Genomic DNA, 15,687 nt, shown 5'->3' on the forward strand with positions numbered 1-15,687 from the left:
ATGAAAAGCAGTTAAATGTACTTTATAACATTTGGTTCATGTGGGATATTAGTCACAATAAAATCATTATCACGGGATAATGTATGGAGTACAAATGAAAAATTTATGGATGACTATAACGCTTACTACAATATGCTTAATTTCTTGCGGTGGTTCAGGAGGAGACTCTTCAACAGGGACGCCAGATGATGATCTTATTGCCAAGTTAGCTAATACATCTTGGGAAAGAGAATGTTTTCCTTACAATGAGTTAACAGAGCCATGGAACATCAAAATTAAGTTAAAAATTGACTCTGCCCTAAAATCTACATATCGAACAGAGTTTTTCCACCCAACTGATTTAGAATGTGATTCAATGGTTTTTGACTATTTAGATATCTCAAACTTTAAGGTTTCAGGTAGAATCATCACAGAGGAAAGTATTGCTGCCAATGGGCTCGACGAAACTTTTGTTTATAATTCAGATAATCGTGAACTCCCGCCAAATTACACGTTAATTTATTTAGCTAGTGAAAAATTATATTTTGGTCAAAATTCTGGTGAAAATAATGGAGAAACACCTCAAACAAGACATTCATCAATCTCTCTTGATGATTATTTCACTCAGGTTTTAAATTAACAGAGGCTTAAACAGCAAAATAAAATAGCTAACTACTCGTAATTTTGGCAATTTTTGTTAACCTGCCGTATGTAATCTTTTCAATAGGAATAAGTATGAGTCAAATCAAAGGTTTTATAATTTCGATTATTATCGTCATTATTACATTTGTGATTTCTGCGGTAGCTGCGGGCTACCTAGCTGATTTTATTGGGGTTTGGAAGAAGCCCGTAATAGGTTCTGTCGCAGCTTCTTGTGTTGTTATTGCAGGTTATGTCACTGCGCCTAGCTATAAACAATTAGCTTCGGCAACATGGTTAATTATAGGTGCAATAGCGGCTTGGGTTTTATCTAGTACTTCACCCTACCCAGAAGATCACCCGACACTCATGCCTTTGTATTTAACTTATGCAAGTGGCTTCATAACATTATTACTATGCATGATATGGCATAAAAAACACGCCAATAAATAGCTCTATTTATCTTTAAATAAATCACATAAACACGGAGTCCATGTGAAAAAATACCTTTTAATAACCGCTATTGCTCTCTCACCCTTTACAGGCCATACATCCAATATAATTAAAAATGACAAGATTGAAGAGCAAAACAATTGCTTTACTTCAATATTTGAAAACTATGATTCTTGGCGTGGCTTTTTAGAGAATAAATATAAAAAGAGAATTAAATCAGAGGAGAAACGCTTAAAGAAATTATCATGGTTTGATTCTAGCTTTGGTGAAGAAAAATTTAATTATTACAAGAACAACCTCTCTTGCTCGACATTTAAATACTTTGTTGACGGTAATGCTGTTGAAGGTTTTGTCATTAAGCCTAAAACATCAACAGAAAAACTCCCTATATTGATTTACAACCGTGGTGGTAATGGTAATTATGGCGGCGTTGTTTTCGGTTCAATGATGCATAATTTATTTCCAATTGCCAACGAAGGTTTCATTATTGTTGGTAGTCAGTATCGTGGCACTTTTAATAAAATGGCAGTTAACTCTGATGAATTTGGTGGCGATGATGTCCATGATGTTACAGCTCTTTTAGATTATGTTGCAGATATTGAAGGGGCTGATACTCAACGCATTGGTATGTATGGTGCTAGTCGAGGTGGTATGCAAACACATTTGGCCATGAAAAAAGTCACGGGGATTAAAGCCATAGCTACCATTGCAGGTAATTCTGATTTATTAAAAGGCTTAGAATATCGCCCTAAAATGGAGAATGTTTATAAAAAACGGATTCCTGACTATGAAAAGAATAAAATTTCAGAATTAGAGAAGCGATCGGTATTAAGTTGGGTTGATGAATTATCACCGAACATCCCAATACTACTGCTTCATGGCGAAAATGATAAACGTGTTTCTGTTAAACACTCAATCCATTTAGCGGCAGCATTAACAGAGCACAAAATCCCGCATAAACTGGTGATATATCCTGATGATGATCATGGCTTAAGAAAAAACCGTGAAAGTGCAAATAAAGAATTAGTGACTTGGTTTAAAACTAATTTATAAAAAAACAATGACTTAAGAATGAGGCGAGTTTTCATCAACTCGCTTTATTTTTCAGCCTTCAGATTAAATTTCTTATACTTTCAGTTAAACCAAAACGACAACTAATATCTGCGATATAACCAATTAAAGTGCACTAAAATTATTACTCACTTCATTTGTTTTCTTCCATCAATTCACCTCTCGTTTGCTAGATAACTCTTCAAAGCTTTGCTATCGATCACTCAATTCAAGAACGCTTCTACGCAAAACAACACGCTAAATCATGAGCGAAAGGTTAAATTTTGTTCGTGCTATTTCTCTTAATAGCATGATTAAAAAATAATAATTATTAGAAAATAATAATAAGGAAAAACCTATGAAAGCGAAAACAAAAGCAAAAGTAGTACGCTTATGTTTGTTTACGCTCTTTGCTAGCTCTTTTACTGCCCAAGCTGTGGGCCCAAAAGCAGTTAATACTCTTAAGAACAATAAATTTCTTATTGAGAACCAAGCAGAAAGTGATAAAAAAGGTCATGATGAGCATAACTGTGGCACAGACCACAATGGCCAAGATTGGAAGACATTACAAAAGGAATTTGTAAAACAAATAAAAGCTAAGAAGCACCAAAATAACCTTCGTCAACTAAGCCAATCAAATGAGATATCAAGCTATAGCTTTGAGAATAGTGAGGCTGTTGATGGTCGTTATTACATTCCTGTTGTTATGCATGTTTATGGCGATGCCTATAACTGTACAGACGATACTCAAAAATGTTTAACAGACACAAAAATTGAAGACGCATTACGAAAGTTAAATGATGACTTTCAAGGACTATCGGTTGATACACCTGAAATCAACCCTATTTTTGCCGCCATTCGCAAAAACTTAAATATTGAGTTTGTGTTAGCAAAAAAAGATCCTGATGGAAACCCAACTAACGGTATTGTTCGTTACGACCAAGACAAAGCCGGATACGGTAACGGTGATGCTTCAATACAGGGTGATATTGCAGCTGATTCATGGGATAACTTTAAATACATGAACGTGTATTTACAAAATGACTTACACGCTGATGGCAAAGGCAACTATTCAGGTGTTGCATGGTACCCAGACGTTTCTATGAGTGAAGCTGGCACTTCTCGTGTTGTATATAACCCAAATTATGTTGGCTTAAATACTAACGAGAACTTCCGTTCAGTATTAACCCATGAGTTCGGTCATTGGTTAAACTTAATTCATACTTTTGAAAATAAAGTGTGTTCAATTACCAATGAAGCATTTTGTTCGACAACGGGCGATAGAACCTGTGACACCCCACAAATGTCAATGCCGTCGCAAATGCAAAACAATGCCATGAACTGTTTAGGTCAACCGACAAACACTGAAAACTTCATGCATTACACTGACAACTACGCTATGTTCACTAAAGACCAAGTTGATCGTATGACCGCAGCGCTTCACGGCCCTGCGCGTTCTACTTTATGGTCTAACGAAAACTTAGTTGCTACGGGTTTAGCGCAATATGTTAGTAGTGTTGTTCATCACTGGGATGGTGTTTCAGGCATCGATCTTGAGCCAGAAGGTGAAGTGTTGCTTACTCAAGAAAACATCTCAGCACCACTAGATGCCATTGAAACGTTTGAAGTGAATTTACCCCTTGATGCAACGAATGTTTTATTCTATTTAGATGGATTTACTGAAGATCCAGATATGTATGTATCAAGCGGAGTAACTCCTACTCCACCTGAAGCAGGCTCTGACTCTTGGATTGCAGATTTCATTTCATTCAATTCACCAGGTACTACAGAATCAGTTTCGCTTGATATCCCAGATACAACTGCACCTTATTACGCTTCAATCCATGCATTCACTGAATTTAACGATGCAAGATTACGTGTTATTCAAGGTAAAGATCCATATTTAGCTGAAGGTGAACGTCGCTATACCCTATTCAAAATTGAAGATTTATGGGCGAATAAAACCGATCCTATGTGGGAAAACCGCTTAGGTAAAACGCATACTTACCAATTTACTGTGCCTGATGATGCTACTCGTGTAGTCGTTGTAGTACCGGGTAATTACCAAGGCCCTAAAATGGCTGACGGTTCAATCAATAAAAATGGTGATTTAGACCTACATGTTAGTCGCAATAAAGAAGTTTCATTAGAAACTTATGATTGTCGTCCATATAGCTGGAAGCTCATTTCTGAATATTGTGAGTTTGATGGTGGTGGTACGTTCAATGTAATGATTGACCCTTTCCAAACCTACACGTCTGCAACTTTACATGTTTACTATGAAACAGCAAATACAGGTAACCAATTACCCTTTGCTAATACGAACGGTACACTATATGAGGAAGCGGTAGGTCATGCTATCCAATTTAACAGTGACGGTTCAAACGATCCTGATGGTGAGATAGTTAGCTATTTATGGAACTTTGGTGATGGTAATGAGAGCACCAGTCCTAATGCTAATCATACCTACGCTAACGAAGGAGAATATGACGTCACGTTAACAGTTACAGATAGCTCTGGTGAATCAACTACTGCAACAACAAAAGCGGTTGTAACATTGAACTCACCAAGAGATGCTGAACTTTGTGATGACTGTACGCGTTTCTACCTTAACGATGAAATTGATTTAACATCTATTGCTGGCGATACACCAAAAACTTACTACTTTGAAGCACCAGATGCAGCTTCTTTAGTAACATTTGAATTAGTGAGCCGTTACAATGGGGATCCAGATATTCATGTAAGTCAAAACCAAGACGTGTCTACTGAACAGTACGATTGTCGTCCTTGGAATGCTCCTGGTGCAACTGAGTTATGTCAGTTTACCAGTGGTGGTGTATTTAATGTCATGATAGACCCTTACAAAGACTATGATTCACTAAGATTTAGAGCCTACTATGATATTCGTGATGACGCCGATCACTCAGCACCGAATAAATTACCCGTAGCAAATGCTGGTGGAAATTATACTGGTCTTTCTGGCCATGCAGTTACATTTGATGGTTCACAATCTAGTGATGCTGACGGCACTATTTCTGAGTACCTTTGGGACTTTGGACATGGTGAAACACAAGCAGGTCAAGTAACGACTCGTACTTATGCTAATGCGGGTATTTATTTTGTTACGTTAAAAGTAACCGATAATGAAGGTGCAACGCATTACAATCGAGTACAAGTAACCATTACACCTGTTGGCGATATGGACGGTGACGGCGACGTAGACAGTGATGATATTAGTGCATTACAAACTGCTATTGCTAATGGCGATACCATTGACGCAAGTTTTGATTTAAACAACGATGGTGTAGTTGATTCATCAGATGTTGCTTTAATGAGTGATATTTGTTCTTACGACAACTGCAGCACTATTGCGCCACCACCTCAGGCCCCCATTGCTGCAGCAACAGCGCTTGATAACAACGTACAAGTAAATACTGATGTTAGATTCAGTAGCGAAGGTTCAAGCGATCAATATGGTCAAATTGTTACTTACGCGTGGAATTTTGGTGACGGCAATACCAGTGATTGGTCTGCACCAATACATCAATATGCGCAACCAGGTATATATGACGTCACTTTAACATTAACTGATAATGACGGCATGACAGCAACAAGTTCAACGCAAGTAAATATTGCTCATACGCCATTAACAGATATTTGTAGTACTGTTCCAGCAACAAATGAACGTGATTTAGTACCATCAGTTGAAACATGTATAGGCACTGAAGATAGCCTTACTATTCCACAAGTGAATCAATACAAGACTGTTGCTATTTCAATGATTAATGCACCTGAAGATTCGTTAATTTACTTTGGTGCGGGTAGCTGGCCTAAAATTAACACGGGTGAATACACGGCCGTTTCAACAGAACAAGATGGACAACAGTGTATTTTCTACACTATTCCAGACGATGCAACGAGTTGGGGTTATATTCAACTAACAGGTACACCTGCAGGTGCAACCATTGCCGTTGATTATGACGTAGCTTCATGTCGTCCAACATCTATTGATGATGTGCCAGCAGAAAATGCCTTACAAAATGGTGTGAGTAAAGTAGCATCGGGTGCTAAAAATGAAGAAGTTCATTTCACCATGGATGTACCTGCTTCTGTTGAATCATTAATCTTTAACACATCAGGTGGTACAGGTGATGCTGACTTATACGTTAAGTTCGGTGCAGAGCCTACAGCCAGTGATTATGATTGTCGCCCATGGAAAGGTGGTAACGTTGAATCATGTGATATTAGTAATATAGAAGAAGGCACTTACTATGTCATGCTACGCGGTTACAGTGATTTTACTGATGTAAATATTACCGGCTCATATACTGAAGGTGCCGCTAATGTTGCTCCTGTAGCTACAATCAATGGCCCTTACACAGCGAATACTTCAGAAACCATTGCAATGATAAGCAGCGCATCTGACACTGACGGCTCTATTGTAAGTTACTTATGGGATTTTGGTGACGGAAATACCAGTACTGCCCAAAACCCTAACCATAGCTACGCAGGCGCAGGATCTTTTACAGTGGTATTAACGGTAACTGATAATAACGGCGCTACCGCTTCAACATCAAGCACAGCAACAATTCTAGACTCTAAAGAGCTGCAAAATGGTGTTGTTAAGTTGGTGTCTGGCCAAGCAAATGGTGAAACTCACTACACCTTCACCGTGCCTGCTGGTGCGACTAACTTGAGCATCAGCACAAGTGGTGGTTCAGGTGATGTTGATATGCACGTTAAGTTTGGCAGTGAAGCATCACAAGCAGACTATGACTGTCGCCCATGGAAAGTAGGCAGTAATGAAACCTGTAACATTAACAACGTACAAGCAGGAACTTACCACATTATGCTGTTAGGTTACTCTGATTTTAACGCGGTTAACTTAGTGGGTAGCTATAACCCATAAGCTTTTATATTTAAGCTTGAAATAATAATTAAATAGCAAAACCTTTAAGCCAGTTTATTTAGTAAACTGGCTTTTTTAATGTGTAGCCACACTTCATATTCAGAACCTAACGGCCACTATAGGCTAAATAATTATTGATAAAATTTCGAGAGATCAAAGAAGCTGATATTTGTTCTTTTGTGTGACTTGTTAGGCATGCCGAATTAATATACTTAGCTCCGTTGCCCATAAATAAAACTACAATTTGGAATGAAAGAATATTTATCAAGAGGTTTAAGTTCGATTATTTCAATCTCACTTACTTTATCAATTTCAGTTTTTTGTTCAATCTCAAAGTAAAACCACCATCGTTCATTGAAAGAGGTTAATTCTAAATACGGGTAACTTCTTAATTTCCAAATACCTTCTAAATAATCAGTTCTATCACTAGGTTTGTTAGCAAAGAACAATTGATAAGTATTGTCTCGATACAATTTCATTTTAACGGGAATATCACAACCGCGTACTTCATACTCATTAACCAGATCTTGAGCGGGGGTTGTATCGTTTCGTTTGATCCCTTCATGTAGAAGGAACAAACCAATGCTATCATTTTTAAACCAATGATTCCCATTTACAAGGAGTTCTATATTTGAAATAGGCCAATCCAATTTAGAAAGTAAATTCACCAAACTATCTAGATTCTTGCCATCATTTAAAAATGGAGAGTAAACCAACGTTGATTGATTAATTTTTTCAGGAAAAGATAAAGTGTTTGTTACAACATCAAAGCCTAATTCTTCTATCTCTTCGCTAACTTTTTTTATTTCAGAATCAGATAAATACCGGCTATACAAATGAACCTTCGATGAAGAGCAACCTATTAAATAAAAGCAAATTAAAACACTAAATATGACTTTCATAACACTCCAGCTCATTGATGTATGCCTAACGCCTCTTAAGATACTAAAAATGTGTAGCGTAGTGAAACCAAGCAAACTGTTAGCAGCCCCGCTTTAAATTCTTGCTAGCTTTATTTATGTATCCGTGTAAATACATACATTACACTTCCTGCCAAGAAACCGACTAAAGACATAATACAAACTAACGTAAGTGACTTTGAATAACCAAAAGTGTACGCCACCATAGCAGATATAGATGTAGTGACCAATATAGCGGTCAAAACTAACGAACTGAAGCCAAATGGTAGCCACAATAATGTTAATACGTGCGTAAAAAGAGCTATTGGTGAAATAAAAAGCAGCAAAAGCAGTACAATAGGAAATGCTTGTAAATAACTGTCCTGAATCTGAAAATTAAAAACAAAAGTAGAAGCGAGCGAAACTATTGCAGCTGCAAAGAAGTAACCCACTGTAATTATAAGGTGATGTCGTTTCATAGAAAGCAAACGCCTCGTTAAGAGGCTAAAAATAGTTGATTAAAATAAGTGACGAAGGAAAAAACTTTATTTTTTCCTTGTTTAACAGCTTGTTATACTACTATCTGAATAAAGTCTTAATATAATCAGAAGTTGGTTTAGGCAACAAGTCTTGCGGATGATCTCCACCAAAAGTAGCTAAGCCGCTAGAGCCTTTAATTATGACCGATGATTTTACTTCTAAAGTTTTAACATCTACAACAACAATTTTAATATCTGCTTTATCAGCGATACCTGACCATTCAGTAGCGCGATCTTACCAGTGTAAAATACTTGGATAAAATAAATAATCATAGTCTTGCTCTTTTGCTTCGTTGAGCGAATTTTTATAATTAGATAAGCTTGGGGCTATGTCTGCCTGTATAACAAACTGTAAAAGTGATGAACGCAAAATATTTGCAACTGCCTGGCCAGAGCCTGAATAATACTTTTCTCCATACTGACCATCTTTTGGTAAAGAAATATAAATAGATGAACTGTTGGATAAAGCAAAATTTGAATATAAAGGATCATATTTTATTTTGCTTGTATCAACACAACCAATAACAAACACTGACAAAATAATTATGAATAATACCGACTTCATTTAATGCTCCTTGTCGCATAACACCCACTGAGGGATAAATAATTAGCTTAACTATACTTTAATATGTAGTGACAAAGCTAAGCTTTATTTACCGCTTTAGTTACTTGATAGGTTTTGATTTGATATCTCTCCACACTAAGTACGCAATATGCATAACTATCAGTACAGGGAGTATATATAATATGGCATCACTGACGCTACTAGAGACTTTTATCCCTAGCGGTATCCAGATGAAAAACCAAAATAGAACAAATGAAGCTATAAGTGTAGGTCTTTCGATTGCTTTACCGTGAAATATAAGCTGAGACATTTTCCACACACCTATAGCAGACAAACAACAGCTAACAATAAAAAATAATGGAAAAAAAAGAATCTCTAAAGGAGCCTGGATTAATACAACTAATGCTGCGCCTAATATGCCATTAACAAGAAGAACAGAATAGATGATTATTTCAATAGTGATCCATACTCTAGTTATTGCACTCATAAACACCTAACAGCTTATTACAAAGACTTCTCTGTAATATCCGTTCCATGATTTAAAATAATTAACAGCTAATATTCCATAATTTCAACAAATTAGAAAGGTAATTTTATTGCTAGTCGTTTCTCTTTTGATTTTACTGAGCACGCTCAGTAATATGCAAATAGAATCTGTTTTCCAAAATTTTAACAGCTACGCAGTTTATGAATAATCCTATCTGTATGAGGCATTAAAGTGACTAAAGAAAGTAACTCATTATGAGTTTTTTATAGCGATTAAGTTAAAATGAACTACTGAATCGAAAACACTTTGCCAGCTAATATTTTTGCTTGCTGATATCCTTCTACTAGCTCACCATTAGCTAGCACTATAGACGGGGTAACACGCACCCCTATTGATTTTGCTAATTTGTAATGAGAGTCAATTGAACCATTACAAGTATTAGCATCGATTTCTTTATTTAATTTGGCTTGAGTTAACGCACTTTGCTTATCATTAGCGCACCATATGGCATTCATAGTTTTATAGGTTGCTGAATTAAGCCCCATTCGCGGATAAGCATAATAATTAACAGTAATGCCAAGCTCATTCAACACTGTAACTTCACCATGAAATCGTCTGCAAAAACTACAATCGACATCAGTAAAAACACTGATCTGCGCTTTTTCTGTTCCCATGGCTGGGTAACTAATGGCAGTATTTGTAGATAAATTTTCAATAATACTTTGTCGTCTTTGCGTTTTATTTGCTTTAGTTACATTAAGATAACTGCCACCTTTTTCTGCTTTAAATAAATTTCCTGCCAGAAAATACTGTCCATTGGCAAAAGCGTAAATCGTCTCACCTGTCGCTAACTGAACTTCATACAGCGCATTAACAGGTGATTTGTGAATAGATTCAATAACTAGCTTTGGTGCATGCGCTAACAAGTTACTTTTTAAGGTTTCTATTTCATTGGCTTTGGCATTGGCAATGCCAATAAATGTTAAACCAAACAAACGGATCATGGTAATTAGGCTGACATTTGCAATGAGTTGCTTCATTAATACCTTCCCTTATTTCTATATAAAAATAACCCTGCATCTGCAGGGTTATCAATAATTTAATTAGATATAGCTTTACAAAGTAATTTTACGGCTAATTACAGTAATCACTCGCCACATCAACTTCAATGTTAAGCGCCGCACCAGTTTTATCACCCAATACACTGATATAGGTCCAAGTATTGCCTTCGCCAATGGCTTTAGTTATCACTAAACATTCTTGGTTGGCTGCATTTTCAGAGCTAGCATCACTGCCATCGGTTGCTGGCCAGCCGCCATTTTTAGCAAATAAACTCAGGTCTCCTGTACCATTATCTGTTCTAATACCAATATTGCCGTAGTCTTTTGAGTTACCTAAATAAAAGCCTAAAGCACTATTGCCGTCTTCCAGACATATTGCCTCATTAGGGTATAAATCAGAGCGATTAGCAACGGGGGCTTGAGTTAAACAAACATCTTCAACCGTTGAGGTTGGCGTAGTGCCACCACCATTATCACCACCGCCAGTACTGCCACTGTTATCAACACTTACTGAAAAGTTAACATCATTGTATGAAGCGAAGCCATACAACATTATTTGATAAATACCTGCACTAGGCGTATCAATTACACAGCTTTCTTCGTTACCTGACTTATAAGGAACACAAGTCCAGTTACTTCTGTTGGCTTTATCAATACGCGTTGCTTCATTAACGTATAAATCTACATCACCACTGCCACCCGTCAATGTCACAACTAAATTAGTCGAATCTACCGGTACATTAACAAAGTAATCAGTTTCAGAGTATCGCTCGCCCGATACCACGCTATTGGTATTAATTAAAACTTCTTCACCAACACCGGCAACAGCCGTAATATCATCAGCTTCTTCAATAGTTCCTGCTTTAATGCCCGTATCAGGTTTGCCGCTTAAACCATATTCAATAAAGGTGACTGTTTCACCATCGCTACTTACTGACAGTTTTATCCAACCATAGTGCATTTTCCCACTTCGTCTAAAGCGCACACCAATAAAACCAGTTTCACCACGCCAATCAGTGAAATTAGATTCACCATAGCTTAAACCATCAAGCATATGCTGACCTTTATCGCTCCAATATTCACGACCCGGCTGCCACGGACTATTTGGTCCAATGTTATCACCTTGAGATAACTTGATAACTTCGTAATTTCCATTCGCTAAAGCATCTTTACGCCAAGTAATAAACTTAAAGCCCGCAAGTGGGCCATCACCTGGTTCATAATTTTGCATCTGATAAGTTAACTGGTTATCAATACTTTCGTAAGATTGTAAAAATGACACATGACCACTCGTTTCATCAGCAACACTCGCTTCTTGATAGCGATCAACTGTTTGAATAAAACTATCGCCAATGTACTCAATAGCAAACAGCTTAGTTTTGCCAGTAACATCAACTGTACTAAAGGCGCTATCTAAAAATGAAATAGAAAACTCACTATAGCTTGAATCGCGCCATGTATGCCTTGATGCGTTACCATTGAGAGTAATTGTGGCTTGTGAGGCACTTATAACATCAACATTAACACTATGACCTGAAGGCAAGTTACTTACAGTAAAGTCTGTGCCTTGAGCCAAACTGCCAGTATTTGCAAAGCTCGCATTTTCAAGTTGAACTGTTAAGGCTGACTCAATAGAGCCATCATTGTCACTACTTTCATGGAATCTATCACCAAAGAACTCAAGTACCGGTTTATCAATGGCAGCACTAATTTCTTCGTTGGCATTTTCATTAATACCGTAACTTAGAACATTTACGGTCGCGCCATCTTCACTGACTCTTAACTTCAACCAACCATATAAGAAACCTTCGCTAAAAGCGGTAGGGATCCTAATAGCTGCAAAGCCTACTTTACCGTGCCATGCTGTATAGTCAGGTGAAGTAATAACAGGTGGATATTGGTTTATGTCTGGTCGAACAAACCAATCACCAGAGCTTGATGCAGATATAACATCGCCCTCAGTAAAGCGTTGTACATTATGGCTACCTGCAGTTGTTAGCATTTCAATCTTATTAATGAAGTTGTTAAATGCAACGCTATCACCATCAAAGTTCAACATATCAATGGCAACATCACCGCCCACTAATAATGATGAGTAGCCAATTTTGGTTGGTAGCATGTTAACAGACGACCAAGCCGTGTAGGTTTGCTTAGTTAAATTGCCGTAAATCACCTGATAATCATCAGAGAAGTTAATATCGAACGAACCACTCGTTGCATACAGTGCACTTGCACTACCCGTAACAGCGCCATCAAGCAAGGTTAATGAGAATGTTGCGTTATCTGCTTTATCATGCGCTGAGGCATTACCTGTTACATTAATCGTTGCAGTAGTGGCATCAATCACATCAACCGACAAAGACAAGCCTTGCGGTAAGTTTGCAACGTTATAATCTAATCCTTTAGTTAATTGACCTGTTTTGCTAAACGTAGCGCCATCAACGGCTTTAATAGTACGTTTATTTATAATGCTACCATCGTTTAAATGCGGACTCTCAAGGAAATACTTAAGCTTGTCTAAATCTTCATCTTCTCGTGTACTGTAATTAAACAGCACCCTTGGCCCTAGCGGTTGGGCAACACCAGTTTGCACTAAATTGTCTTGTTGCCATAAAGTCATGCGTGATGACTCTGCCAGTGCCGCATCCATGCGCGCAGTCTGACCTGCAGTAAACATGGCTTCACACGAATTGTAATCCATATGGTTTTGGCTATTTACTAGCTCACCAAAACAGTTATATTGCTCTCCACAGCCTAAGCCACCTGACGTTGCTGGTGTATCATCAACAAAATCACCATCACCTGCAGTACAGCCACCATTATCAAAGGTGTGATATAAACCAAGGTAATGGCCTACTTCATGAGTTAATGAAGAGGCTGGTGGTGAATACTCTAAATATTTACCGTTATAAACAATACGCGCGGTATTTTCATCAGTCATTCCTTGGCTTGGTAACCAAGCCGTACCTGAATTGGTTGTACTTCCTGCTTTAAGCACCACTTGTATGTATACATTCATATACTGGCTATTATCCCAAGCATATTTTTGAATGTCGGCATCTTTACTGCCATTTAAGGCAAAGCCTTCTTCATATTGGTGAAAAATCACCCCATTAGTGGTGTTTCCATCAGGATCAATTTGTGCCAAACGAAACTCAATATCCATGCCCGCTTCTATAGCATCAAATGGTGAGTCTATGCCTGATTTGTCACTATTAAAATTAGCATTAACTTCGGCTAAACCAGCTTTAACTTTGGCTTCATCGATTATACGCTCAATGGTTGTACCATCAGATGCTGTGCCAAAGTAATCATCATCTCCACCATAAACATGGAATACAATAGGAATGACATAACGCGGGTTACCATTGCTTGATGTTTCTACTTGTGCTGTACGCAATAGTCTTGATAAGCCCGTTGAATTTTGCGCAATTGATTGTTGGATTGATTGTTCAAATTTAACAACTGGATCTTCTTGACCTTTTTTGGTCATTAAATCAGAAAAATCTTTCATGTCTTGTTCAAATGAACAAGCCACTCCATCAGTATGTTGATGATTTAATGATGTTAAATGAGGTATTTCTTTACTATAAGTAGAGAAACTACCAATGCTTAGCGCTAAAACACTGAGCCGAGTAGCTGTTGTTATTATGTTCTTCAAAATGACTACCTTCTATTTTTATTATTGTATCACTGTAAAAGTGACTGACGATCTTGCGGTTTAAAATTTCACCACCTTTCGATACTATTCGCGATAGAAGCCATATTCAATCCGGTAAAATAACAACCTATTACGGATAATTAACCTAAGCTAACATATAGTTAAACAATGAATAAAAACAGGAGAGATATTTTGTAACAAACTGATTTACAATGACTTTAACGGCCATTCAAATCAGTTTGTTATAGAAGGGAGTCAAATAAAAACCAAGTCATTCTTCGTTGAAAAAGCTAAGTTTCAACAAGAATTCATCAGCGAATGTCAGCAATTATCATATTCCATTAGCTAACCTTTGGGTTTACTTTTTACAAGTGTCCAACGCTGTTCTAGCAACACTGCAACTAAGCAATGCCTCAGGACCTATGCCAACATACTTTTGTCCAAGTGGTACTTGACCAGAAATTAAGTCTTTATACCATTTAATCCAAGGGTAGTTATAACCATAAGCTTGAGCAGAATGTAGAATTAACTTATCTTTGGGCGTTAGCGGTGTTTGTACACCTAAGTTAGGGTAAAACTGTTCAATTACCACATGTAGCCATTCATGAGTCCAAACGCCTGGATCTGTTGCTAAATACTCATCAATTCTTGCTTTCACGCCAATATCTTTAGGATTGAATTTCACCGTAACATACCCTGTTTGCTTGGTTTCTTTATCTGTTGGGTCAAGCCATGCTAAACCAAAATAAGGGCTTTTAAAGCTACAATCACCCTGCTCTTCACGCCAGAAAAGAAATACCGTATCGTATTGACCTGCCTTTAAAGCGCTTAACTCTGCTAGCCCTTGCTCTGCTTCTACCGTATACCACTTGTTTTTAGGGTTGTAAGTTAATTCAACAGGTGTGGTTAAATCTTGACGGTCAATTTGCCATTTAACGGTGTTATATGAGAAAGGCTCAATGTGCTCTGTTAAATTATGATTAAAAAAGCTAAAAGCTTCATCAAGATCATTTTCATTAAAGTGTGTGCTACATTCCCCTGTGCTCGACTTTCCTGTAACGGTTGGCACACCAACAAATAGCGCTTTCCAAACAGCAGGAGCAACTTTATCTTGTGCTGTTAAATGCACGTTTTGTGGAGCATCAGTAAGGGTTAGTTGTTTCTTTAAATATTGACGGCTGTTTTCAGTTCCTACCGAGATACTGTATTCACCTGCTTCCATGGTGAAACTATGTGGCGTTTTTTGCCCAGTATACTCACCATCAATATATATACTGCCTATTTCTTCACTTGTTACTAAAACATTACCACTCATAGGTGCTTGTTCAGACTCAACAATGCTTGAGCAGGCAGATATACCTAGCAACATTAAACTCGTCAGTATTAACTTTCGATTATGGCTTATCACAATCCTTTCCTCTAAATTTCAAACAAAAAAATCCCCG

8 protein-coding genes and 1 pseudogene are annotated in these 15,687 nt (G+C 37.5%); 4 read left to right on the forward strand and 5 right to left on the reverse strand.

Translation table 11 applies throughout. The annotated features are described in order from the left end of the window. Nucleotides 1–94: 94 nt before the first annotated feature. From EPA86_RS10880 to EPA86_RS10895, 4 genes are all read left to right on the forward strand, one after another. Nucleotides 95–619: a hypothetical protein gene (locus EPA86_RS10880; protein ID WP_140603488.1), complete on the forward strand. Its 525-nt coding sequence runs from the start codon at nt 95–97 to the stop codon at nt 617–619. Between the two features lie 95 nt (nt 620–714). After that, nucleotides 715–1,071, forward strand: coding sequence for a hypothetical protein (locus EPA86_RS10885; RefSeq protein WP_140603490.1), 357 nt, complete (start codon nt 715–717; stop codon nt 1,069–1,071). A gap of 42 nt (nt 1,072–1,113) precedes the next feature. Next, a complete protein-coding gene (locus EPA86_RS10890; protein WP_140603492.1) occupies nt 1,114–2,124 on the forward strand; it encodes an alpha/beta hydrolase family protein in 1,011 nt (336 codons plus the stop codon). A gap of 355 nt (nt 2,125–2,479) precedes the next feature. Beyond that, nucleotides 2,480–7,030, forward strand: a complete 4,551-nt coding sequence (locus EPA86_RS10895; protein WP_140603494.1) for a PKD domain-containing protein — start codon at nt 2,480–2,482, stop codon at nt 7,028–7,030. A gap of 212 nt (nt 7,031–7,242) precedes the next feature. On the opposite strand, the gene EPA86_RS10900 is transcribed toward EPA86_RS10895, so the two are convergent. The 5 genes and pseudogenes from EPA86_RS10900 to EPA86_RS10925 all read right to left on the reverse strand — a co-directional run bounded on the left by EPA86_RS10900 (nt 7,243) and on the right by EPA86_RS10925 (nt 15,650). Next, nucleotides 7,243–7,947: a hypothetical protein gene (locus tag EPA86_RS10900; protein ID WP_140603497.1), complete on the reverse strand. Its 705-nt coding sequence runs from the start codon at nt 7,945–7,947 to the stop codon at nt 7,243–7,245. 561 nt (nt 7,948–8,508) lie between these two features. Then, nucleotides 8,509–9,033 (reverse strand): annotated as a pseudogene (locus tag EPA86_RS18375) (DUF4823 domain-containing protein). A 774-nt stretch (nt 9,034–9,807) separates the two neighbouring features. Beyond that, nucleotides 9,808–10,560 carry a DsbC family protein gene (locus EPA86_RS10915; RefSeq protein ID WP_140603501.1) on the reverse strand — a complete coding sequence of 251 codons (753 nt, stop codon included), beginning with the start codon at nt 10,558–10,560 and terminating at the stop codon, nt 9,808–9,810. Between the two features lie 94 nt (nt 10,561–10,654). Next, nucleotides 10,655–14,242 (reverse strand): M43 family zinc metalloprotease, encoded by a 3,588-nt coding sequence (locus EPA86_RS10920; RefSeq protein ID WP_140603503.1) that lies wholly within the window; start codon nt 14,240–14,242, stop codon nt 10,655–10,657. Between the two features lie 358 nt (nt 14,243–14,600). Then, nucleotides 14,601–15,650, reverse strand: a complete 1,050-nt coding sequence (locus EPA86_RS10925; RefSeq protein WP_140603505.1) for a PEGA domain-containing protein — start codon at nt 15,648–15,650, stop codon at nt 14,601–14,603. Nucleotides 15,651–15,687 lie beyond the last annotated feature (37 nt).

Source organism: Litorilituus lipolyticus, assembly GCF_006439335.1.
Taxonomy (GTDB): domain Bacteria; phylum Pseudomonadota; class Gammaproteobacteria; order Enterobacterales; family Alteromonadaceae; genus Colwellia; species Colwellia lipolytica.

Bases quoted from the DNA above. Each gene is read 5' to 3' on its own strand.
- EPA86_RS10885 (WP_140603490.1), top strand. From the start codon at position 715: ATGAGTCAAATCAAAGGTTTTATAATTTCGATTATTATCGTCATTATT.
- EPA86_RS10915 (WP_140603501.1), bottom strand. From the start codon at position 10,560: ATGAAGCAACTCATTGCAAATGTCAGCCTAATTACCATGATCCGTTTG.
- EPA86_RS10895 (WP_140603494.1), top strand. From the start codon at position 2,480: ATGAAAGCGAAAACAAAAGCAAAAGTAGTACGCTTATGTTTGTTTACG.
- EPA86_RS10900 (WP_140603497.1), bottom strand. From the start codon at position 7,947: ATGAGCTGGAGTGTTATGAAAGTCATATTTAGTGTTTTAATTTGCTTT.
- EPA86_RS10880 (WP_140603488.1), top strand. From the start codon at position 95: ATGAAAAATTTATGGATGACTATAACGCTTACTACAATATGCTTAATT.